Genomic DNA, 22,158 nt, shown 5'->3' with positions numbered 1-22,158 from the left:
ATCATGCCGCCGCTGTTCCGCGTCCTCTCGCATCAGGACCAGATACGGAACGACCAGAGACCATTCTTCGTCTGATACATCAGAGGGATACGGTTTGCGTGCGGGTGCCATCCCTCATTACTGCACCAATCAGGAACGAAAGTACATAACACCCTCTAGCCGCGTCAGATGCTGCCAGCGGACACCGGCTTCTGGTAACCGATCGGATTGTAACATTCCTACGGCATTTCGTTCCACGGCACAGGCGCGATAATCAGTAGATGTTTTGATATATGCAATATGCTATATTGCTATGCTTGGCGAAAGTCAGGAGACGCTGGCATTTGCGCTCAGATTGCCGGCTCGCTGTCCCTGTTGGCAGCTGCGTGTCTTCCTGAAATCGAGGGACGTCTTCGCGGCGCTGTTTTGGGCGGAACTCTTTCTGAATCAACTGTTACGTTATAATATAATAGTTTGCCAAAGGCAGAGGACTGTGTGCGAAATTACTCAATAGTCAGCACCAGCAGGCGGTGTGTTTGGATGGATGTAAGATGGAATCGTCGTCATTTGAAAAGTGCCTTCGGTATGTTCGTACCATACATGAAACGTTTGCCTCGGCGGAACGCGAGGAATGGCACGTCGCCCATACGGTGATGACTCAACATGTTACGTCCGGTCCTCGCTGCGTCCTGTTCTCTCCACACCCCGACGATGAAATCATTACTGGTACGTTACCGCTTCGTCTTATGAGGGAAATGTCTGCTTCTGTGATGAACGTGGCCGTAACAGCCGGAAGCCTGCTCTGTCGACGGTCAGAACGCCTTGAGGAGGCGCGTAACGCCTGTAACAACATAGGGTTTTCATTTTATGCGCCAGAAGGCACGGGTTTTTCAGATGTCACAGATACGGCCGCGCGTGATAATCCTCGCAGGTGGCTTAATGCCGTGAGATCGATTGCGGAACTCCTGCAAAAAGAAAAGCCCGACATTGTTTTTATGCCCCACGCGGAAGACTGGAATCGTACGCATGTGGGTACGAACCGGCTGGTTATGGCGGCGCTGTCACGCTGCCCTCAGCTGAGCTGTCTGGTTGTGGAAACTGAATACTGGGCACCTATGAAATCCCCAAATCTTCTGGTTGGTGCCACTCCAGAGGTCGTTGCTCATCTTATTGATGCGCTTCTTTGTCACGGGAAAGAATTGAAACGTAACCCTTATCACTTGCGGTTGCCGGCCTGGATGATGGACAACGTCCGCCGAGGCTCAGAACTTGTTCTCGGGCAGGGGGCCCAGAGTTACCAGGGTGTTTTTGCAACGCTTTATCGAATCAGGGAGTGGAATGGAACGTCTTTGGTGGAATCTTTATTTGGGAACCAGGTGGTTCCTGCTCATGAATCCCTGGCAGGATACTTGGGACTTATGACGTGTTATGGCTCGAACTCAGAAAGCAATAGCCGCTGACGTATATCAATGTGTCTAACTCCTTGCAGGGCAGGTGCGAGGCGAATCTGCTTGTTCACGGGAGTCGTGATTAGGGCCTGTTAGGGCTTGATCCAGTCTGCTGCGGCAGCGATGTGGATGACCGCGAGGAACGACGTTGCTGTTTTTTCATATCTGGTTGCGACAGCGCGCCACTCCTTGAGGCGAGCCCAGAGGTTCTCAACGAGATGCCGACACCGATAGGCCCATTTGGGGCAGGCGACCGGGCCATCGCGACGTTTCGCGGGAATGGCTGGCCGTGCTCCCATGTCCCATATCCGTTCACGCATGGCGTTCGACGCGTAGCCCTTGTCCGCTACTACCCACAGGGGAGTGGCGGGAAGGCTGTCGAGCATGGCTGGTGCCAGAGGCAGTTCATGAGCCTGTCCAGGGGCCAGCGCAAAACCGAAGGCTTTTCCATGTCCATCAGCGATCACGCAGACTTTTGTGCCATAGCCGCCGCGAGAGCGGCCAAGTGCTTCACGATGGTCTCGCTCTTCGAAAGAGGCCCCTTTTTTTGGGCTCCCGCCGCTTTGTGGTGAGCCCTGATGTTTGTGCCATCCAGAAAAGTCATTCCGAATGCCACTCCCTGTTGTTCCTGAACCAGTGCGAGCAGCCGCTCCCATACGCCGAGCTTCGCCCAGCGGATGAAAAGCTGCGCAGCCCGCCACCACGGACCCAGTTCAGCGGGGATACTCCGCCATTTCGCGCCATTCTCATGACGCCAGAAAATCGCTGCTATCGTCCGCCGCAGATCATGTGGCGGCGTCTTGCCCCTCGGGCGAACCTCCTCAATCAGAGGTTCCCAGATCGCCCATGTCTCGTCCGTAAAGGTGCCTGTTCTGTCTCCTTCTTCCATCCCTACAATATGGGAAGAAATTCAAGATCTAACAGGCCCTAGGCTCAGCATTCATTCTTTGAGGTAGAAGATGACGCTTGCTGCGATGTGGATTGCGAACAATGAATGTATGAGTGCAGCGGTCGTATCGTGTCGCCTTCCTTCGCCAGTCTTTCCGCTTTGCACGCATGTTTTCGATCGGATGGCGCTTTTTATACAGATGCCAATTGTAAGGTCGTTTTGATTTCCGTTTCTTCGCCGGCGGAATACAGGCTGTGATATTGCGTTCTGCAAGCGATAACCTGATCTGGTTGCTGTCGCAGCCTCTTTCCCTGATGACTTCTTTTATCTCATCGGGGCGGTTTGGCAGAAGCACGTCTGCGCCTCTCAAGTCATTGACCTGCTCCGCAGTCAGATGAAGGCGGGCAGGTCGGTCTCTGAACTTATCCATTTTCGGTGTGACCCTGATCACATCGTTCCATGAATGATATTTATGGTTTGATGAAATCAAATCATTTCTGTTCAATGGAGTCTTCCGGCATAAGACGGGTAAGGCTCTTAACTGCAGACATGATGAAGGCTTCAATGATCAGGGAAACTGCATTTGAAATAAAGCGCATTCGCTTCGATGAGAATTATCATCCATCCGACAGAACGCGTCTCACGACCAATTTCGCCAATCTGGCAAGAGGAGAAAGCCGTCAGAAAAACCTGCGCAACGTGCTCAGGATGATTGACAATCGTTTCAATGGCCTGGCGCATTGGGACAACTCCATGGGGGATCGCTACTCCGTCGAACTTGAAATCGTTTCCATTGAGATGGACCTTGCCTTTGCCGGCAAGAACGACAGCTTTCCGCTGATCGAAGTTCTTTACACAACGATTGTCGATCAAAAGCACAACAAGCGCATAGAAGGTCTCGCTGGGAACAGTTTCTCGTCATATGTCCGAGACTACGATTTCAGCGTGTTGCTGCCGAACTACAACAAAGACAAGACGGAGTTCAGCGTTCCCCACAATTACGGGGATCTGCATGGCAATCTCTTCAAGAGCGTTGTGAATTCGACTGCCTACAAGAAGAATTTCAAAAAGCTTCCGGTCATATGCCTTAGTGTCTCAACCAACCGAACCTATCATCGGACAGAAAATCAGCACCCTGTTCTGGGTGTTGAATTTGAACAGCGCGAATTTTCCCTGACCGATCAATATTTCAAAAAAATGGGGATGGAGGTTCGTTATTTCATGCCCAAGAACAGTGCGGCACCTCTGGCCTTCTATTTCTTCGGTGATCTTCTCTCTGATTACTCCACGCTTGAGCTTATCAGCACTATCAGCACGATGGAGTCCTTCCAGAAAATCTACCGTCCGGAAATCTACAACGCTAATGCTGCGGCAGCGGACTGTTATAAGCCAAGCCTGAAGCATCAGGATTATTCAAACACTCGCATTGTCTACGATCGGGAGGAGCGTACCCAGCTGGCGACCGCGCAGGGCAAGTATACGGAAGAAAATTTCATCGAACCCTATCACCATGCTCTTGAGCAGTGGTCCGCCAGCTACGCCGCCTGATCAATCAGAATACAGGGTCATCTTTCATGAAAACACTGCTCCCCACATCAACGGCTGGTAGCCTGCCCAAGCCGTCATGGCTCGCCGAGCCCGAGAAGCTTTGGTCGCCCTGGAAATTGCAGGGCGAGGAACTTGTAGAAGGTAAACAGGATGCGTTGCGTCTGACCCTGGACGATCAGGACCGGGCCGGCATCGATATCGTCAGCGATGGCGAACAGACGCGCCAACATTTCGTCACGACGTTCATCGAACACCTCAGCGGTGTCGACTTTGATAACCGTCAGACGGTCAGAATTCGCAACCGCTACGATGCGAGCGTGCCGTCCGTCGTCGGCGCCGTGACGCGTGAGAAGCCCGTCTTTGTCGAGGATGCGACGTTTTTACGCTCGTTGACGAAGAAGCCGATCAAGTGGGCGCTCCCTGGCCCCATGACCATGATCGACACGCTCTACGACGGTCACTACAAAAGCCGCGAAAAACTGGCGTGGGAATTTGCCAAAATCCTCAATCAGGAAGCGAGGGAACTGGAAGCCGCTGGCGTCGATATCATCCAGTTCGATGAACCTGCCTTCAATGTTTTCTTTGATGAGGTGAATGATTGGGGCATCGCCACACTGGAAAAGGCCATCGAAGGCCTCAAGTGTGAAACCGCCGTCCATATCTGCTACGGCTATGGCATCAAAGCCAATATCGACTGGAAAAATGCTCTTGGGGAAGAGTGGCGGCAGTATGAAGAGATTTTCCCCAAGCTCCAGAAATCCAATATCGACCTGATTTCCCTGGAGTGTCAGAACTCTCGCGTGCCGATGGATCTGATCGAACTCATTCGTGGGAAAAAGGTGATGGTCGGCGCCATTGACGTGGCCACCAACACGGTTGAGACGCCTGAAAAAGTCGCTGATATCCTACGAAAGGCGCTTCAGTTTGTCGACGCCGACAAGCTTTATCCCTGCACCAACTGCGGCATGGCACCTTTGCCGCGTGACGTGGCGCGGGGCAAGCTCCATGCTCTGGGCGCGGGTGCGGAAATCGTTCGCAGAGAACTTTCCGCCTGACAGACTGCCGCAAGTGGATTCCGAAAGAGGGAGAGAGGTAGAGACAACCATGTCGATGCGCTCTCCCTCGGGCAAGCAGGAGGCGCTTCATGTCCTCCATGACGCCAGAATTTCCAGGGACGTCAACACTCTCGTAACATCTTCCGCGCTATGCAACGCCAGCGAGAAGTGCCCCGGTCCTTTAGGACCTTGGTTGCGATCGGTCGGAGTTTCCCCTCGCGGGTTCATTGGATGCGTTCCCGACTGGAAATGCGCAGCGCGCTCTGAAGCCTGGCAGGCGTGAGGGGCGTGTGCAGATGTCCTCCATCGCTGTAATCAGGCGTTCGACATCTCTTGCCATACCTGTCATGGGCCAGGCAGCACTGAGGACATGACCGAACCGGCGCAAACGCTTTCGATACTCTTCCCGTCGGCAGTCGATCATTTTGTGAGTTTCCGAGAGGAAATCGACAAAACGGGATATCTGTTCTCCTTTGGACAGTACCTGGCGATCAGGCCTTTGAAGATAGCGCATGATGTCTGCGGCAAGGGTCTGTGGCATGGTGTGCGTCAAAGCCTGAGCCGCATTTCATCCGGCTCAACGAAACCAGGGCACCATGCAACATGGGCATCCGAACGGACTTTCATCATCAGGATTGTCGTTCTCCGGATCGTCGCAGGTCAGGGATGGACCGGTTCCATGACGGGCCTGCTCGTTCAGGGGGGGCATAATCGTCGAGGTGTCGGAAAACGTTTCCTCGTCCTGCGGCGTGCTATGAGGCGTCATCGTTCGTCCCATAATACAGCTTGCCAAGTTCGATCGCCGGGCGGCCCTGGCTGCGACGATGCGCATTGGTATCCCGCAGCGAATAGGCGCAGCCGCAATATTCCTGCTGGTAGAAGCGTTCCTGCTTGCTGATCTCGATCATCCGCGCGGACCCTCCCCCTTTGCGCCAGTTGAAATCCCAGTAGGACAGCCCGTCATAGGGAGACACGGCGCGTTGCCCGCATTCGTTGATCTGCGCCATGTTCTTCCATCGTGAAATGCCGAGCGAACTGGTCATGACCGGGAAATCATGCTCATGGGCGTAGAGGGCGGTCCGCTCGAAGCGCATGTCGAAGCACATGGTGCAGCGCACACCACGTTCGGGCTCCCACTCCATGCCTTTTGCCCGGGCGAACCAGTCGTCCTTGTCATAGTCGGCGTCGACAAATGGAACGCCATGCTTGTCGGCAAAGCGGATATTCTCGTCCTTCCGGAGGAGATACTCCCGCTCGGGGTGGATGTTCGGGGTGTAGAAGAAGATCGTGTAGTCGATGCCCGATGCTATCATCGCCTCCATCACCTCACCCGAACATGGTGCGCAGCATGAATGGAGAAGCACCTTCTTCTGCCCGTCCGGGGGTGTCAGACTCTGTCTCGGCTTCTCGTTCATCGGTTGTCTCTTCCTGTTCCGAATAATCTGCCACATTATCCGACATGCAACGGCCGGTCGTCCGCAGTCCGAGGATATGGGCGATTGCAAAAGTCGGGTCCGCGCGATTCAGCGTGGAGATATGAAATTCGTTGATACCGTTGGTTTGCAAGGTCCGGATCTGTTCCACCGCCACGATACTGGCGACAATGCGCCGGAGTTCCAGGTTTCCGTCGGTGTCTTCAAAAAGACGCGTGAGCCAGACCGGCACCGTGACCCCGCAGAGCGTCGAGAAGCGTGCCACATGCTCGTAATTCGAGACCGGCATGATGCCCGGAATGATGGGCGCGGTGATACCAGCGGACTGACACCGCTCAAGGAAGCGCAGACAGGTCGAAGCATCAAAGAAATACTGCGTGATGGCGCGTGTTGCCCCCGCATCGAGCTTGCGTTTGAGGTTGTCGAGATCGGCTTCAGGGCTCAGGGCCGCCGGATGCGTTTCCGGGTAGGCAGCGACGGAGATGTCAAAATCGGCGATGCGACGCAGCCCTGGGACAAGATCGCTGGCATAGGCGTAACCACCCGGATGGGGCGTGTAGCCGACCGCGCCGGCAGGCGGATCGCCGCGCAGTGCCACGATGTGCTTCACCCCTGCTTCCCAATACCTGCGGGCGACAGCATCGACTTCCTCCCGCGTCGCGCCGACACATGTCAGATGGGCAGCCGGTACGAGGTCAGTCTCACGCCTGAGGCGCAACACCGTAGCATAAGTGCTGGCCTGAGTGCTTCCGCCCGCACCATAGGTCACGGACACAAAGTGGGGCGAAAGCGGTGCAAGGCGCCGGATGCACTGCCATAACCGCTGCTCCATAGGTTCTGTTCTTGGCGGGATGAATTCAAAGGAAAGCGCAGGTGTCGGCATGTCGCGGCTGCACGACAGCAGGTTACCGATCCGTTGTTCCGACACCAATCCGTTCAGTCTGTCTGTCATGTCAGTTGCAGGGAAACGGCTCTTTCCGTGCATGTCTTATGCAGGAGATCGAATTTGTATTCAGAGTCAAAGCACAGGAGGCCACGATTATCGGTCGGGATCATGGAAAACTATCCGAAAGAATCATGTAAGCCATCATGATAAAAATTTATGGAAGTGAACTGAAATGATATATTTTTATGATTATATAAATTTGGTGCATTACGAGAGGTAAGCCATGGGTGTTCTGGAGCGCAATCATCTGACAATTATTCGGGAAGTCGCGCGAGAAGGCTCATTGACGGCCGCAGGGATGCGTCTGAACCTGACCCAGCCGGCGCTCAGTCACGCCATCCGCAAGATTGAACAGCAGCTTGGCGTAAAGATATGGCGGCGGGAGGGACGCTCCCTTGTGCTCAATCAGGCAGGCGAATGGCTGCTTGCTCTGGCGAACCGCCTGCTTCCTCAATTCGAGCTGGCGGAAAGCCGCCTTGAACAGTTCGCAAATGGCGGACGTGGTACACTCCGCATCGGCATGGAGTGTCATCCCTGCTATCAATGGCTTCTGAAAGTCGTCTCTCCGTATCTGGAGCGATGGCCCAAAGTTGACGTGGATGTACGGCAGAAGTTCCAGTTTGGCGGTATTGGCGCGTTGTTCAGCAATGAGATTGACATCGTGGTCACCCCTGATCCGCTTTACAAACCCGGCCTGAAATTCACACCGGTATTCGATTATGAACTCGTTCTGGCCGTTGGCCCTGAACACCCTCTGCGGAATGAGAAGTTCGTCCTGCCGGAACAGCTTGCTGGCGAAACATTGATCACCTATCCCGTTCTGTCCGAGCGGCTGGATATCTATACGCAGTTTCTGCAGCCTGCCGGTATTGGTCCGCGGCAGCAGAAACAGATTGAAACTACGGATATCATGCTGGTGATGGTGGCACATGGAAGGGGCGTTGCAGCACTTCCACGCTGGCTTGTGGAAGAGTATACACCACGCTTTGACCTTTACCCGGTCAAGCTTGGTAAAAAGGGCATTGCAAAGCAGATATTTCTTGGTTACCGCGAAACTGATGAAGAGGTTCGATATCTGCAGGATTTTATCGAATTCGCTGCTTTACCTTCTTTGGTCGTTTAAGTATTTGTTTCGAAATCCATAATTAAAACCTGGTCGTGCTTTTCTTTTACATTGCCCGGTTTCTCTGATTTCTTCTCAATTCCAGACATTCGCCATTGCTGTCGTTTCCTGCCGGGAAAAGGCTGCGGATTTTGGGCGTGTCCGGAGCTTTTAGAGTCAGAGGGCTGCGCGGATTTTCGTGACGGGTTGAGAGGATGGGAGAGAGTCTCCTGTCCGCCCGTCATGGAGTTTTCGCCATGGCGACCGCTATTCCCAAAATCAGCCTGAGTTCGTCCCGTGACATCCCGTTCAACCGGCTGGCGCTGTCCCAGTCCAACGTGAGGCGCGTGAAGTCCGGCCTGTCGATCGAGGAACTGGCCCGCGACATCGAGCGCCGCGGGCTGCTGCAGAGCCTGAATGTCCGTCCCGTTTTGAATGACGAAGGAACCGAGACCGGCACCTATGAAGTGCCCGCTGGCGGCCGGCGCTTCCGTGCCCTCGAACTGCTGGTGAAGCAGAAGAAGCTGGCAAAGACGGCCTCGGTACCGTGCGTGGTGCGCGAGGCCGGATCGGCCATTCTCGCCGAGGACGACTCCCTGGCCGAAAACGTCCAGCGCGTGGCCCTGCACCCGCTGGATCAGTTTCGTGCCTTCCGTGACATGCTGGAAAAAGGCATGTCTGAAGAGGAAATCGCCGCAGCGTTCTTTGTCGCACCGGCCGTGGTTAAACAGCGTTTGCGGCTGATGACCGTTTCCGACACGCTGCTGGATATCTATGAGCAGGATGGCATGAAGCTGGAGCAGTTGATGGCCTTTTCCATCAGCGATGACCACGCCCGCCAGGAACAGGTCTGGGACATCGTGTCCCAGAGCCATAACCGTGAACCCTATGTCATTCGCCGCATGCTGACGGAGAAGACCGTGCGGGTTTCGGATGCCCGTGCCCGTTTCGTCGGGCTGGAGGCCTATATCGTAGCGGGTGGCCACGTCATGCGCGACCTGTTCGAGGCCGATGACGGCGGCTGGCTGCAGGATCCGGCTATTGTGGACCGGCTGGTCATGGAAAAATTGCATGCAGCCGCAGAGGATATCCGCGCCGAGGGCTGGAAATGGGTCGAGACGGCCCTATCTTTCCCATGGGGTCACACACGGCAGTTCGTCGAGATCGATGGCACGGAAGTGCCCCTGACCGATGAAGAGACGGCCCGTCTCGAGGCCCTTCATACCGAGCAGGAAAGTATCGAGGCTGAATACGCCCAGGCCGATGAATATCCGGACGAGGTCGAGGCGCGGCTGGGCGAGATCGAACAGGCCATTCTTGCCCTGGAAGAACGGCCCCTGACGTTCGATTCCGCTGACATGGCGCGGGCGGGGGCGTTCGTCAGCCTCGACAGTGATGGCACGCTGCAGGTGGAGCGGGGCTTCGTCCTGCCCGAGGACATGCCGGCCGAGCCCGAAGAGACCGATGATGCGGGCAGCGCCGATGAATACGGTCATCATCCGCATGATCAGCACGACGACGATACCACAGGCCATGGCTATGATGAGGATGGGGAGGGCGACGGTATCTCTCCCGACGTCGAACCCGAGGAGGAAGACGGGATCAAGCCGCTGCCAGACCGGTTGCTCACCGAACTGACGGCCTGGCGCACGCTGGCCCTTCGGGACGCGTTTGCCAGCAACCCGCATATCGCCCTGACTGAATTCCTGCATACGCTGGTGCGTGATGTTTACTGGCAGACGCCGGGTGCGGATTGCCTTGAAGCCTATGTCCGGGAAATCCCGCTGCCGGTCCAGTCGCCCGACATGCCGGGCAGCCTGCCAGTCCACGCGCTGCGCCAGCGCAACGAGGGCTGGAAGCACGATCTGCCCGAGGACGAGGATGCGCTGTGGTGCTGGATCGACGGGCTGGACGATGCCAGCCGCATGGCACTGCTAGCGCATTGCCTGTCCTTCGGCATCAACGCGCTCTACGAGCGCATGCCCGCCTATGGCGCGGTGTCCCAGCGCAGCGTCACCGAACGTCTCAAGCGTGCAGACCGTCTGGCATCTGCCCTCAGCCTCGATCTGGTGGAGGCAGGCTGGCAGCCCACGGTCGAGAACTATCTCGGGCGCGTCACCAAGGCCCGCATCCTGCAGGCGGTGCGGGAAGCACGCGGTGACGAGGCGGCTGACCGTATTGCCCACCTGAAGAAGCCCGACATGGCGCGCGAGGCCGAGCGGCTGCTCGATGGTTCGGGCTGGCTGCCCGAAGCGTTGCGCACGACAGGTGGTGCAGAGCAGGTGTCGGTTGAAACGGCAACGGTGGACGAGGGTATGGAGGCCATCGCCGCCGAGTAGCCCTTATGAGATCTAGGAACTTTGAGACAGCGGCTTCCGGTGACCGGAAGCCGCTTTTTTCATGTCCGGTGTCCCGGAAAGAGGGAGAGGGCGGCTTCGCCTTGGGTGCCGAATAACCGGCATAGAGGAGAGTTTTCCATGACCACAACCACCATCCTGCCCCCTGCGTCCCGTGGCGCCGCGTCCGGCAGCTTCCGGATCGATCCTTCGCGTGGGGAGCGTAGCGCCCGCGTCTCGTCCGAATGGTTCTCGCGGCCCGATGACGAGCGCTACCTGTCGCTGTCCGACCTGCATGCCGCCACACTGGCGCGGGCGGATCGGGCCACCGCCCGTACGGTGGAAAGCCGCGCCATTCGCGTCGAGGCCTCGCGCGACAATGCCGAGCGCCTGACCCTGACCGTGCCGGGGCAGAATGACCCGGTTGCGCCCACGCACTGGTCGTTTGGCCAGATGTGCAGCCTGGTCGGCGCGCCATCGTCGTACCTGCGTAACCTGCCGGCCCCACTGGCGGCGATCAATCTGCAGCACGGGCTGCTGTCGCACCGGGCCGAGCTGGTCAAGACGCTGGAAACCGAGGACGGACGCGTAGAACTGCGCGCCGTGACCGGCCCCGATTACGGCCGCATCTGGGACCATGAACTGGTCGGTGCGGTGCGGAAAATTGCCGGTAACGGCACAGGTGATACCAACTGGAAGGTGCCGGGTGTGATCGACTGGGCCACCATGACCCATAATCCGTATGTGGATATCACCAAGGAAACTACGACGCTGTATGCGTCAGACAGGGACGTGTTCCTGTTCCTTGTGGATGATACACACCCGATCGAAGCCGGGCGTCTGCCCAACGGCGATCCCGATCTCTATTTCCGGGGCTTCTATGCCTGGAATTCCGAAGTTGGCAGCAAGAGCCTCGGCATTGCGTCATTCTATCTGCGTGGGGTGTGTCAAAACCGCCTTTTGTGGGGCGTAGAAAATTTCGAACAGATCACGATCCGGCATAGCAAGTTCGCGGCCTCGCGTTTCGTGCATCAGGCCACACCGGCCCTGCGGAATTTCGCCACGGCTAGCCCGGCGTCGTTTGTCTCGGGCATTCAGGCCTCGCGTCGAGCGCTGGTGGCAAAAACCGACGAAGATCGGGAAAGTTTCCTGCGTCGTCGTGGGTTCTCCAAACCGGAAACCACCAGGATCATCGAAACAGTGCTGAACGAGGAGGGACGCAAGCCCGAGAGCGTGTTCGATTTCGTACAGGGAATTACGGCGTTGGCCCGTACGAAGACCAACCAGGACACACGACTGGATCTGGAGGGCAGGGCACGCAAGCTGATGGAGAAGGTCGGATGAACGCGCCCATCATCAGAAAGTGGCATGATGGGGAAGGGGCGGCGGACGAGGTCCGCCGCCTTTTGCCTGTCGGCAGGTCAGTCGTTCAGGTTGTCCTTGAGCGCCTTGGCGGGCGTGAAGGCCAGCTTGCGCGAGGCCGCGATCTGGATGGTCGCTCCCGTGGCCGGGTTGCGGCCTTCGCGGGCGGCGACTTCCCTGACCTTGAACTTGCCGAAGTTTGGCAGGGTGATTTCATCACCGGCCTTGGCGGCAGTGGTCATCGCCTCGATCAGGGCGTCCAGCACCTTGCGGGTATCGGTCTTGCTCGTGTCGGTGGTGGTGGCGATATGATCGACCAGATCGGCAATCTTCATGAAACTATCCTTTTGCATTCGGGCCTGTGCCCGTTGCCTCTGCCGTTACGGGGGAATCATGGCGGCATCAAGCCTGCAGGGAGGGTGAGATGACAGATACGCAATCATGGGGTGCTGGCGATCTGGCCCGCAGGCTGGCCGAGAACGCCGAGGCGGTCTGTCGCCATTACCTCTCGGCCGGGCGACGGCACGGCAATTACTGGCTGGTCGGGGATGTTCATAACACCCCGGGGCGGTCGCTCTATGTCCGCCTGCATGGTGGACCGGACGGGCGTGGTCGCGCGGGGAAATGGACGGATGGCGCGACGGGACAGCATGGCGATCTGCTCGACATCATCCGTGAAAGCCTCGGGCTGCTGGATTTTCGTGATGTCGCCGACGAGGCCCGGCGCTTTCTCTGTCTGCCGCAGTCCGAGCCACGATCGGCCCCTGATCGCGGCCGTTCCCATGCGTTCAGCCACGATACTTCGGGGCAGGCATCTGGCACCGCAGACGCCGCACGTCGGCTCTGGTCCATGTCCCGCCCGATTGCGGGCACACGGGCGGAAACCTGGCTGCGGCATCGTGACCTGACCCGCCTGACGGACCTGTCGTCCCTGCGTTTCCACTCGGATTGCTACTATCGCGTCGATGCCGATAGTCCGACTGAGACATGGCCCGCGCTGATCGCCGCTGTCACCGATCTGAATGGCCGCGTCACCGGTATTCATCGTACCTGGCTGGCGCGGGACGGAAAAGGCAAGGCCCCCGTCGCCATGCCCCGTCGGGCGATGGGTGACCTGCTCGGCCACGCCGTACGCTTTGGCATGGTGTCCGACGTTCTGGCCGCGGGCGAGGGGATCGAGACGGCGCTGTCGCTCCATGAGATCATGCCCGCTCTGCCACTGGCCGCCTGCCTGTCCTCGGCGCATCTCGCCGCCCTGATGTTTCCGTTCACGTTGCGCCGCCTCTACGTGCTGCGCGATGATGATCCGGCCGGGGATCATGCGGTGATGACCCTGCAGGCCCGGACGCAGGAGGCCGGGATCGAATGCCTTGTGCTGTCACCGCGTCTGGCAGATTTCAACGATGATCTCCGCTATCTCGGGCGTGGGGCGATGCGGGCGATCCTGCATCCCCAGCTTGCCCCGCAGGACGTGGTGCGGTTCCTGCATCCGGTCACGCACTGAGGCGGGCCGGGAAAGGGAGGAGGGTCATCGTCGTTTCCTGCCGTGCGGGGGCTGTCCCATTTCCTGATGGGGCGCGCCCGCGGCCTTTCAGGAAGGGGAGCGGGCGTCAGCCAGACCGGGCCTGCAATGGCGGAGACGGCTATTTTCCGCCGCGCGTGCCGCGCTTTGCATCGCGAAGCAAAATAGCCGTCTCCCTGCCATCCTCCACTGCGTTCCGGCCGCGCGTTGCGCGGTTCCGGCCCGGCCCTCGTCTGCCGCTATCCGCCCCCGGAAAGGCCGCGAGGGGCGCGGCCAGAACCGGAGGACAGACCCATGACCCGCACACAGGACGATTTCGAACCCGCCCACGCTACCTCTTCCACCGCCCATGTGCTGACGGAACTTCAGCTTTACGGCCACCGTCCGTTTGAGGACGAGCCGGACGCGAGGCCGCTGCCCGACGCCAGCCAGATCGAGGGCGCGGTTGCCGATATCTTCGACGCCCTGTCAGCCACTCTGACGGACACGCGGCTGGAACCCGATCTCGAACCGTTGCTCTGGTCCACGGTCAACGTCTTTCACCGCATGGTCGGGCAGGTAGAGCGTGATCTTGACCGCAACGAGGTGGCGCAGAAACGCAGCCAGCAGGAGCAGGATGGCAGCGAGATCCGCTCGGTGGAACTGGAGCGCCTCATCGCCGAGGGCCTGACCCTGCTGGAGCGACGCAATGCTTACGAGATCTTCCGCGACCTGGCCTGCGACCAGTTCGAACGCCTGACGATGTCGCCCTGGCGGCCACGTTCCGGTTCGCTGGTCAGCCGCAGCACCCTGACGGCGTCGATGATCGACAGCCGCGATTTCCTCAACGCCCGCCGCAAGGCCGAAACCGAATTGCTCGTGCCCCCCGGACCGAAGGTCGCGGTCACCGGCGGGCTCGACTACGAGGACCATCACCTGATCTGGAACCGTCTCGACAAGGTGCGGGAGAAGCACCCCGATATGGTGTTGCTGCATGGTGGCTCGCCCAAGGGAGCGGAATTCATCGCTTCCCGCTGGGCCGATCATCGTGATGTCGCGCAGATTGCCTTCAAACCTGACTGGAACCGGCACGGCAAGGCCGCCCCGTTCCGGCGCAACGACGCCCTGCTGAAAGTCCTGCCCATCGGGGTCATGGTGTTTCCGGGTTCCGGTATTCAGGATAATCTGGCCGACAAGGCGAAACAGATAGGCATCCCGGTCTGGAGGTTTCGCAAGGATAGTGGCGCGTAAGCGCCATTGTCTCTTTCGACTACATCCCGAAAACGATGATCGCTGCTTACGATTTTTCGCTGAGCGTCGATCGATCAGAAGTATCCGTCGGGCTCCCCGTTGCCCGCGCTTCCGGTTGAAGCAAACGGGACTGCCCGCGCGCCGGGAGGCCCCACCCGGAGAGAACGGGTGCGGGGCGTGACCTTTCGCCCCATTCCAACTGCGGGGACGATGGATGAGGGAGGCGGTGGCCCCCTTCCTCGGCGGTGAACAGGTCGAAACAGCAGCGGCGAAGGAGGGATCGTCCAGCGGGCAACCGGCTGGCAGGCCTTCGTTGGAACGACGGGTCCGTAGGATGCGGCCCGAACCGTTCGCAGCAGGGACGTGGCAGTCGGGGGCGGGTGTCAGGCCGCAGCCCGTGTCACCAGCATGGAAGACGGTCGCACCGGGCGAGCGCGATATTCTTCTGTGTCGCACGTTCCCCACCTGTCGGACCGGTCATGCCGGCATCGTCTCTCCTGGGGGGCTGTCGGGTCCGCACACCATGGCCTCTGTTGGATGGCTGATCTAGCCGAAGACCGGCTGCGCCTCGATCGGCTGGCCGCAACGGCGTTCCGGAACTTTCTTCCCCTGACGGCTGCGCCGTCATTCCTCGCGAGACAAGAAAGTTCCGGCCCTGCCGTCCTCCGCTGCGCTGCGGCCCTGAAGGGTGCTCTGCCGCTCGCCTCCGGCTGGTCGATCGCCATCGAGGCCACGGTGGTCGCGGCCCGATAACAGCATGGAGACACGACAATGGCTAACATCGGTTCCTTCAAGAAGGTGGGCGAAGGCTTCGAAGGCGAAATCGTCACCCTGGCCCTGCAGGCCCGCAACGTCCGGCTGGTGGCCGAAACCAACCGTCCCAACGACAACGCCCCCAACTACCGCGTCTATCTGGGCAGGATTGAACTCGGTGCGGCCTGGACCCGCCGCTCCAGCGAAGGGCGCACCTATCTGAGCCTGAAGCTGGATGATCCCTCTTTCGCCGCCCCGATCTTCGCAAACCTGTTCACCGACGAGGACGGCGAGGGCTACTCCCTGATCTGGACCCGGCCCCGCAGCCGGAACGGGGACTGACCCTCCCACACCCAACCCCGCCCGGTCTCCCCGGGCGGGGCCTTCCGGGTCTTTTTTTCCACGTGCTTTTCCGGGGTGTGGGTGGCAATCCTGGTCGCCCCACGTGGGACGCAGGAGGAACACGAGGCTTTCCCTTAGCCTTCCCATTGTACCATGCGCGAGGGCGAACCGCGTCAAGGACGCGTGGTCCCCCCAATTTTGCCCGACGCACCCGTGCCGGGCACGCCGAACAAAATCGGCTCCCCCACGCGCCGGCGAGCCGGTCGCCTGCGGCGATCCTTGACCCGGTCCGCCCCGGCATGAGCCGTGCGTCCTGTCTTCGAGAAACGAAAGGAGCAGGACGATGACCACGCTATACGACCACATCCAGATGCTGTGCGCCGAACTGACCAGCTTTCACCTCAGCCGGCGCGAGCGCCGGCAGATCGAGCGCGAACTCAAAGAAGCGCTTGCCCGACGCGATGCCGAGCCCCCCGCCTGACGGGGGCTTTTTTCTGGTCAGCCCGACGGTCTTGTCCGACAGGACTGGAGCCGCCTGAATGGTGCGTGGACGCCGATTCCTTTTTCCTATCGTCCGGAAAGAACGACGTTGAATATTCACAATGCGACTATTATAGTCGTATTTCTGGTGTGCAGGCCTTGCGTGTCGGATGTGATCGCGGATGATCACTGGCCGACAGGTAAGGGCGGCACGGGCACTTCTGAACTGGACACAGGAAAGGCTCGCTGAAAAGGCCCTCGTAGCATTGACCGCGCTCAAGCGCCTTGAATCCGAACGCGGTCTGGGCGTTCATGAGGGCACAATCGATCAGGTCCGTCGCGCGCTGGAAGCGGCGGGCATTCTGTTCATCGAGTCCGGACAGGGACGCGGCGTCATGTTTCTAAACGAGACTTCCGATATCCAGACGCGGCAGGGTCGGGGACGTGGCTGAGCGGATTTCTCCTGATCCGCTCCGTTCATGTCGTTCTTTTCCCCTTGCGTGCGCTGATTTCTGGCGGGGCGTGCGAGCCAGGCCGGTCAGCAATCCCGATCTTTGTTATCGAACCGATCTGGCAGCGGTATCATGAGGAGCCGCCATGACCGACCCGTCTTTCCTCGACCATCCCCCTCTCACCGTACGGGTGAACGCCTACGACGAAGCGCATCTCGGGCTCTACCTGCGCCTTCTGGTTGCGGAAGAAGAAGGGGCGGACTGGCGCGAAGTCGTTGCCGTGCTGTTCGAAATTGATCCGGTTCGTGAACCGGTGCGTGCGAAGGCTGTTCATGACAGGCATCTGGCACGGGCGCGCTGGATGACCGAAGCCGGTTTCCAGCATCTGTTGCAACCGCGCCTGCAATAGCCGGGCTTCGCCCCGGCTCGCGCATCGGCCCTGCGCTTCTCTCCCTGATAAGAAATCAGGGTCTATGCACTCCCGTTTCCGATCTGGCTGATGGAATCTCCCCCTTTTGCCGCATGGGGGACAGACAGGGAGGCCCGTATGCCCACATCCTTCTGGCGTTCACCGGAACTGCGCGACCATATCAGCCGTCTGGACCGCTCCGGTTTCGCCGTCGAATTTCTCCGCCGTAACACCACCTATCGCCGCGATTATGCCCGTCTGCAACGGCGGCTTGGCCGCCGGGGCGTGGATTCCGCTGCCGAGTGCGCGGCGTTCGCCCAACGCTGGGGGCTCTGTTTTTGTCCATGCGCCCGATAAGCCCGCTCCTCAGGGGCGCATGGTCTGGCGGCCCGAGGTTTCACCGGCCACGCTGATCCTCACACCCGCGCCACCGGATTTCGCCATTGTGACCCCGATCAATCCGGCGGTGCTCGGAACCATCCTGGCCCGTCATGATGCGGAAGACGACACGTGGCTGGTGATCGGCGATGCGACGGGCGATCTTTACCTCCGGCTTCTGAACCCGCTGGCCATCGGTCGCCCCGCTGTGCTTCTGCCGATGGATGACGCCGCCGAACTGCGTCTCGACGTGGCGCTGCGTTTCTTTCGCAGGCAGCGCGGTCAGCGCGTTGGCCTGCTTCCGCGCGCTCTTCAACTCACGCCGCTGCAGCGCGCGCGGCAGATGCAGCTCCTGCTCGCCTTCGATATTCACGAAGCGGGCGGCACCACCCGTGATATCGCCATCGCGGTCAATCGTTCATGGCAGGCCGCTTTACCGGCGGTCGAATGGCGCAACACGGCGGCGCGTCGCCATGCGGAGCGCCTGCTTCTTGACGCCCGGAACCGGGTCAGCGGCGGCTATCTGGATTTTTTACGCGGGCGATAACATAGCCGGTTTTCGCTCCTTCCCGCTGCTTTCCCCCATTTTCCTCACGCTGCTTCACGTCCGGCTCCGCCCGGCACCTCCTGCATACGCTCCGACGCGCGGGGGTGGACACTGACCTCGAAAAATCTTCGTCCACCCCCAACGCCCGCTTTCTCCGCCACCGTCATCCCGATCCGCCGCACCATCCCCGCGGCGCTTCGAGACCAGATGGAGGTATACCATGCTCGACAGACACGCGCCGTCACCGGCGCGCTACCTGCGCACACATCAGGCCGCGCAGATTCTTGGCCTTTCTCCCCGCACGCTGGAGAAATACCGCTGCCATGGCAGTGGCCCGACCTTCCGCAAGCTTGGCGGTCGTGTCGTCTACCTGATCGACGACCTCGACGCCTGGGCTGCCGCCAGCGCCTGCCGGTCCACGTCTGATCCGAATTATGACGAGGCCCGCTCCGCCGGCCTTGATCGCCGGTGAGGGGAGGATGGACATGCAGGCCCGTCATACCCTCACGGCCAGCGAGCGCAGCAGGCTCCTGCCGTTCGTTGTCGCCAGTGGCGAGATCAGCCCGCGCGACCAGCGCGATCTGATGGAGCGACCGTTTTTCTCGCTGTCCAAAACGAAGCGCACGACGCCAATCCTCTACGCGGCAGGGGACACGCGCGTCGAGGTGTTCGGGATGCCCGAGCACGGCATGGCGACGATCTGGGACGCTGACGTGCTGATCTGGGCTGCCAGCCAGATTGTCGAGGCGGAAAATCTCGGCCTTACAACGTCACGCTTCCTGCGCTTCACCCCCTACCAGTTGCTCACCGGTATTGGCCGACAGACCGGGGCGCGGGATTATGGGCTCCTCAGGGCGGCACTTGCCCGGCTCCAGTCCACCGTGGTCGCCACCACGATCCGCCACGGCCAGAACTGGCGACGGCAGCAGTTTTCCTGGATTACCGAGTGGGAAATCTGCGCCAGCCGCAACGGTCGCGCCGCTGGTGTCGAGATCGTCATTCCGGAATGGCTCTATCGTGGCGTGATCGACCGGTCGCTGGTGCTGGCCATCGACCCGGCCTATTTCCGGCTGACGGGCGGCATCGAGCGCTGGCTTTACCGCGTGGCCCGCAAACACGCGGGTCGCCAACCTACCGGCTGGACTTTCGAGATCGGGCATCTGCACCAGAAATCCGGCAGCCTGATGCGTCCCTCGGACTTTGCCATCCAGATCCGGCGTGCCGCCGCCAGCCAGCCCTTGCCAGGCTATCGCCTGAGCATTGAGCGTGCCGGCGTGCGCGAGTTGTTGCGCATCCTGCCAACCGACTTATCCACACATCCTGTGGATAATTATGTGAATAGTATCAGGACATCACACGCATCCACTATCGGGACATCACACGCAGGACTATCGGGACTTCACACGCACAAACCCCAGCTAAGTCTTTGGCCTGAAACGGCGATTCCGGCCCTTAACTTATCTAACTTAGACTCTAACTCTTATGTTGATGGGAAGCGCCGTTCTGCGGATAACCCCTCTTGCCCGTCCATTGCCCCCTTCACGGGGCCGGGAGACGGGCCATGACCCGGCATCCTCCCATCTCCCATCGGCATCCGGCGGCACTGACGCATGTCGAACTGACCTGGATCGACAGGCGCATCGAACACTGGCTGCGCTTCGGGCATTGCAGCGACGAGCAGATACTTGATGACCGCCGTCGCATTTCCAGTTTTGCGCCAGGAAGTGTTTTCGCCTTTGTGCGCTGGGCGTCCAATGACCTCGGTATCACCGTCTCCCGGCTGGATATCGTGCGCGCGGTCAGGGCTGGCGAAGTGTTCCAGACTTTGCCGTTCGTGCGTCCCGGCGGCGAAATCCTCCTGCGTGTCGATAGCTGGCCACGGGTCGAACATGTGCTTCGGGTGGTCGACGCCATTGAGGCGCTGGGTCTCGATCCGGCGGATGCGGCGCCCGAATACTGGCGGCATCTGCACCATCGCATCACGGCCGGACATGAGCCGCGTGCCTATACGCGCGAGCAGCATTCAGCATGGCTCAAGCGGCGGCAGGTGATGTCATGACCCGGCGTGGCTGGTTCTTTGCGACCTATTTCGCCGTGCTCGGTGTTGGCGCGTCGATGGTCGTTCATCCTGCGCCACGCCTGATCTGGAACGAGACGGCGAGCGTGCCCGTCGGGCTCTACCGATTGCACCCGGTTCCCGCGCCGCATGTCGGTGATCTGGTCGCTGTCCGCCTGCCCGAGCGCGAGGCGAGGCTGCTTGCAACGCGCGGTTACCTTCCTCTCGCTGTTCCCCTGCTCAAGCCCGTAGCGGCTGTCGCGGGGCAGTCCGTGTGCCGTACCGGGCAGCGCGTCACCATCGACGGAAAATTCGCAGGCGATGCGCAATCCCTCGATCACCGGGGCCGTCCATTGCCCGTCTGGCAGGGGTGCCAGCACCTCGCTCCAGACCAGCTCTTCGTCATGAACCCGGCCGAGCCACGCAGTCTCGACGGTCGGTATTTTGGCCTGTTGCCCCTGTCCACCGTCATCGGTCGCGCCACCCCGGTCTGGCTTCTGTCCGGGAGCAGGCAGCCTGTCACCGTGACCTTCAATCCGTCCCCGAAAGGGCAATGAAATGGCACAGATCGGTCTTTTCACGCGCACGAAAACCGGTTTTGCCGGGCGCATCCGCACCCTCACCGTGGCGCAGGATATCCTTCTCGTTCCGGCCGAGTTTTCCGACGCCGAACATGCCCCGGATTACCGCATCCATCTCACCGATGCCGATGGCCCGGAGGTTGGTGCTGGCTGGAAACGCACCGGCGAGAGGGCTGGTGAATACATCGCCGTAGCCCTCGACGACCCCGCCTTTGCACAGCCGATCCGTGCCAATCTCTTCCGTGCCGGTGGGGAGCGTGCGGTCTGGGTGCTGAACTGGACGCGTCCGTCACGGCGTGTCGAACGCGGGGAATGAGACCATGCGACGCACGGTTTTCCTCGCTGTTGGTGTCATTGCAATCGGTGTATCGGGCGTCATCGATCCGTCACGGGCAGCATCGGTTCCAGCGCCCGCTGACACCGATCCTTATGCTGCCGTGATCGCTGAAGCCGTGCAGCGCTTCAACATTCCCGCCACATGGATACGGGCCGTCATGAGCGCTGAGAGCGGTGGTGATATTGGCGCGATTTCATCGAAAGGCGCGCTCGGCCTCATGCAGATCATGCCCGCGACCTGGAGCGACCTTCGTACCCGTTACGGGCTGGGAAGCGATCCGTTCGATGTGCATGACAACATCCTCGCGGGCGCTGCGTTCCTGCGCGAGATGCACGATCGTTACGGCTTGCCGGGTTTCCTGGCAGCCTATAACGCCGGGCCGGGGCGCTATGAGGACTACCGTGATCGGCAACGTCCGCTGCCACCCGAAACGCGCGCCTATGTCGCCGGATTGCTGTCCCTGATCGGTCAGGGCGGTGCTGAATCGTTGCTGCCGGTTTCGCATCCTGATCCGCTGTTCTGGACCCGTGCACCGATTTTCGTCATGCAATCGGACGACGCGAGGAAAGGCGTTCCGGTTGCAATGAAGCTGCCGTCGAAGGATGTTCGAAGTGACATCATCGCGCATGGTCTTGCACCTGTCAGGCCGCTTTCCGATGGGCTTTTTGTCGCTTCTTCCGCATCGGTGGCAACGCCATGAATACGCGTTCACGCATCCTTTCCCTTGCCGGTTTGCAGTGGTTCGCGCACGGCCATTGGAGCAGGCACCAGCATCGCGGATTGGGTGCTGGTAGGGTGGAACAGGCACTTTGGGGCATGGGGAATGAGAGGCGAGATAAAAGGGCGCACATTGCGCCTCGGTTGGGGTGTTGGTTTTCCTGCATTTTTTCGTTCTCCCAGCAATGTTTCCTCTTCTTCGGCAATGTTTGCCGACCCTGTTTTGCCCTGTTGCTCCGGGCTTTTTCGCACATTG

The 22,158-nt window shown here is 59.8% G+C and carries 26 protein-coding genes and 2 pseudogenes; 21 read left to right on the top strand and 7 right to left on the bottom strand.

Annotated features, from left to right (window positions below; genetic code table 11):
* Positions 1-111: pseudogene (locus tag CDI09_RS13260) on the bottom strand (IS5/IS1182 family transposase); the annotation flags it as partial.
* Between the two features lie 419 nt (positions 112-530).
* Here CDI09_RS13260 and CDI09_RS13250 point away from each other — a divergent pair.
* Positions 531-1,439, top strand: a complete 909-nt coding sequence (locus CDI09_RS13250) for a PIG-L deacetylase family protein (RefSeq protein WP_078527135.1) — start codon at positions 531-533, stop codon at positions 1,437-1,439.
* Between the two features lie 80 nt (positions 1,440-1,519).
* Here CDI09_RS13250 and CDI09_RS13245 read toward each other — a convergent pair.
* A protein-coding gene (locus CDI09_RS13245) for an IS5 family transposase (protein ID WP_082779839.1) occupies positions 1,520-2,316 on the bottom strand; the annotation gives its coding sequence in 2 pieces (ribosomal slippage) (positions 1,520-1,977 and positions 1,977-2,316; 798 coding nt in all).
* Positions 2,317-2,367: 51 nt separating this feature from the next.
* Positions 2,368-2,569, bottom strand: a pseudogene (locus CDI09_RS18990) (IS5/IS1182 family transposase); the annotation flags it as partial.
* Between the two features lie 311 nt (positions 2,570-2,880).
* On the opposite strand from CDI09_RS18990, the gene CDI09_RS13240 reads away from it, so the two are divergent.
* Both CDI09_RS13240 and CDI09_RS13235 read left to right on the top strand, forming a co-directional pair.
* On the top strand, positions 2,881-3,864 hold the full coding sequence (locus CDI09_RS13240; protein WP_078528166.1) for a DUF1852 domain-containing protein: 984 nt from the start codon (positions 2,881-2,883) through the stop codon (positions 3,862-3,864).
* 26 nt (positions 3,865-3,890) lie between these two features.
* A complete protein-coding gene (locus CDI09_RS13235; protein ID WP_078527137.1) occupies positions 3,891-4,919 on the top strand; it encodes a methionine synthase in 1,029 nt (342 codons plus the stop codon).
* Positions 4,920-5,671: 752 nt separating this feature from the next.
* Here CDI09_RS13235 and CDI09_RS13230 read toward each other — a convergent pair.
* Both CDI09_RS13230 and metF read right to left on the bottom strand, forming a co-directional pair.
* Positions 5,672-6,241, bottom strand: coding sequence for an epoxyqueuosine reductase QueH (locus CDI09_RS13230; RefSeq protein ID WP_236944517.1), 570 nt, complete (start codon positions 6,239-6,241; stop codon positions 5,672-5,674).
* 4 nt (positions 6,242-6,245) lie between these two features.
* Positions 6,246-7,304 carry a methylenetetrahydrofolate reductase [NAD(P)H] gene (gene metF / locus CDI09_RS13225; RefSeq protein WP_078527141.1) on the bottom strand — a complete coding sequence of 353 codons (1,059 nt, stop codon included), beginning with the start codon at positions 7,302-7,304 and terminating at the stop codon, positions 6,246-6,248.
* 217 nt (positions 7,305-7,521) lie between these two features.
* Here metF and CDI09_RS13220 point away from each other — a divergent pair, with 217 nt between their 5' ends.
* The 3 genes from CDI09_RS13220 (at position 7,522) to CDI09_RS13210 (ending at position 12,080) form a co-directional block, all read left to right on the top strand.
* The gene (locus CDI09_RS13220; protein WP_078527143.1) at positions 7,522-8,421 is read left to right on the top strand and encodes a LysR family transcriptional regulator; all 900 of its coding nucleotides are present in this window, start codon (positions 7,522-7,524) and stop codon (positions 8,419-8,421) included.
* A gap of 236 nt (positions 8,422-8,657) precedes the next feature.
* Entirely contained in the window at positions 8,658-10,739 is a 2,082-nt protein-coding gene (locus CDI09_RS13215; protein ID WP_078527145.1) for a ParB/RepB/Spo0J family partition protein, read from the top strand.
* Positions 10,740-10,877: 138 nt separating this feature from the next.
* Positions 10,878-12,080: a DUF932 domain-containing protein gene (locus tag CDI09_RS13210; RefSeq protein WP_078527147.1), complete on the top strand. Its 1,203-nt coding sequence runs from the start codon at positions 10,878-10,880 to the stop codon at positions 12,078-12,080.
* Between the two features lie 77 nt (positions 12,081-12,157).
* On the opposite strand, the gene CDI09_RS13205 is transcribed toward CDI09_RS13210, so the two are convergent.
* Entirely contained in the window at positions 12,158-12,433 is a 276-nt protein-coding gene (locus CDI09_RS13205) for an HU family DNA-binding protein (RefSeq protein ID WP_078527149.1), read from the bottom strand.
* Positions 12,434-12,522: 89 nt separating this feature from the next.
* Here CDI09_RS13205 and CDI09_RS13200 point away from each other — a divergent pair, with 89 nt between their 5' ends.
* The 15 genes from CDI09_RS13200 to CDI09_RS13130 all read left to right on the top strand — a co-directional run bounded on the left by CDI09_RS13200 (position 12,523) and on the right by CDI09_RS13130 (position 21,885).
* On the top strand, positions 12,523-13,602 hold the full coding sequence (locus tag CDI09_RS13200) for a DUF7146 domain-containing protein (RefSeq protein ID WP_078527151.1): 1,080 nt from the start codon (positions 12,523-12,525) through the stop codon (positions 13,600-13,602).
* A 312-nt stretch (positions 13,603-13,914) separates the two neighbouring features.
* Positions 13,915-14,850: a DUF2493 domain-containing protein gene (locus CDI09_RS13195; RefSeq protein WP_078527153.1), complete on the top strand. Its 936-nt coding sequence runs from the start codon at positions 13,915-13,917 to the stop codon at positions 14,848-14,850.
* A gap of 537 nt (positions 14,851-15,387) precedes the next feature.
* Positions 15,388-15,603 (top strand): hypothetical protein, encoded by a 216-nt coding sequence (locus CDI09_RS13190; RefSeq protein WP_078527155.1) that lies wholly within the window; start codon positions 15,388-15,390, stop codon positions 15,601-15,603.
* Between the two features lie 18 nt (positions 15,604-15,621).
* Positions 15,622-15,945, top strand: coding sequence for a DUF736 domain-containing protein (locus tag CDI09_RS13185; protein ID WP_007396851.1), 324 nt, complete (start codon positions 15,622-15,624; stop codon positions 15,943-15,945).
* Between the two features lie 343 nt (positions 15,946-16,288).
* Positions 16,289-16,426 carry a hypothetical protein gene (locus tag CDI09_RS18250; RefSeq protein ID WP_167370233.1) on the top strand — a complete coding sequence of 46 codons (138 nt, stop codon included), beginning with the start codon at positions 16,289-16,291 and terminating at the stop codon, positions 16,424-16,426.
* 181 nt (positions 16,427-16,607) lie between these two features.
* Positions 16,608-16,877 carry a helix-turn-helix domain-containing protein gene (locus CDI09_RS13175; protein ID WP_078527157.1) on the top strand — a complete coding sequence of 90 codons (270 nt, stop codon included), beginning with the start codon at positions 16,608-16,610 and terminating at the stop codon, positions 16,875-16,877.
* 145 nt (positions 16,878-17,022) lie between these two features.
* The gene (locus CDI09_RS13170) at positions 17,023-17,286 is read left to right on the top strand and encodes a DUF2285 domain-containing protein (RefSeq protein WP_078527159.1); all 264 of its coding nucleotides are present in this window, start codon (positions 17,023-17,025) and stop codon (positions 17,284-17,286) included.
* Positions 17,287-17,376: 90 nt separating this feature from the next.
* A complete protein-coding gene (locus CDI09_RS18585) occupies positions 17,377-17,643 on the top strand; it encodes a transcriptional regulator domain-containing protein (RefSeq protein ID WP_313143845.1) in 267 nt (88 codons plus the stop codon).
* Complete coding sequence (locus CDI09_RS13160) at positions 17,537-18,211, top strand: DUF2285 domain-containing protein (protein ID WP_249034030.1); 675 nt, start codon at positions 17,537-17,539, stop codon at positions 18,209-18,211. The genes CDI09_RS18585 and CDI09_RS13160 overlap by 107 nt, the downstream gene beginning before the upstream one ends.
* A 220-nt stretch (positions 18,212-18,431) precedes the next feature.
* The gene (locus CDI09_RS13155) at positions 18,432-18,683 is read left to right on the top strand and encodes a helix-turn-helix transcriptional regulator (RefSeq protein ID WP_078527163.1); all 252 of its coding nucleotides are present in this window, start codon (positions 18,432-18,434) and stop codon (positions 18,681-18,683) included.
* A gap of 13 nt (positions 18,684-18,696) precedes the next feature.
* A complete protein-coding gene (locus tag CDI09_RS13150) occupies positions 18,697-19,776 on the top strand; it encodes a replication initiator protein A (RefSeq protein WP_078528172.1) in 1,080 nt (359 codons plus the stop codon).
* Positions 19,773-20,270 (top strand): DUF2840 domain-containing protein, encoded by a 498-nt coding sequence (locus tag CDI09_RS13145; protein WP_078527165.1) that lies wholly within the window; start codon positions 19,773-19,775, stop codon positions 20,268-20,270. The genes CDI09_RS13150 and CDI09_RS13145 overlap by 4 nt, the downstream gene beginning before the upstream one ends.
* Complete coding sequence (locus CDI09_RS13140) at positions 20,267-20,824, top strand: S26 family signal peptidase (RefSeq protein ID WP_078527167.1); 558 nt, start codon at positions 20,267-20,269, stop codon at positions 20,822-20,824. Before CDI09_RS13145 ends, CDI09_RS13140 begins: the two co-directional genes overlap by 4 nt.
* Before the next feature lies 1 nt (position 20,825).
* Positions 20,826-21,164: a DUF736 domain-containing protein gene (locus CDI09_RS13135; RefSeq protein WP_039733991.1), complete on the top strand. Its 339-nt coding sequence runs from the start codon at positions 20,826-20,828 to the stop codon at positions 21,162-21,164.
* 4 nt (positions 21,165-21,168) lie between these two features.
* Positions 21,169-21,885: a lytic transglycosylase domain-containing protein gene (locus tag CDI09_RS13130; RefSeq protein WP_078527169.1), complete on the top strand. Its 717-nt coding sequence runs from the start codon at positions 21,169-21,171 to the stop codon at positions 21,883-21,885.
* Positions 21,886-21,893: 8 nt separating this feature from the next.
* Here CDI09_RS13130 and CDI09_RS18245 read toward each other — a convergent pair whose 3' ends face one another.
* A complete protein-coding gene (locus CDI09_RS18245) occupies positions 21,894-22,154 on the bottom strand; it encodes a hypothetical protein (protein ID WP_170120499.1) in 261 nt (86 codons plus the stop codon).
* Positions 22,155-22,158 lie beyond the last annotated feature (4 nt).

It is taken from the genome of Komagataeibacter nataicola (assembly GCF_003207795.1).
GTDB lineage: Bacteria > Pseudomonadota > Alphaproteobacteria > Acetobacterales > Acetobacteraceae > Komagataeibacter > Komagataeibacter nataicola.
Note: the sequence above shows the minus strand (reverse complement) of the source record. Positions and strands in the feature narration are given on the sequence as shown.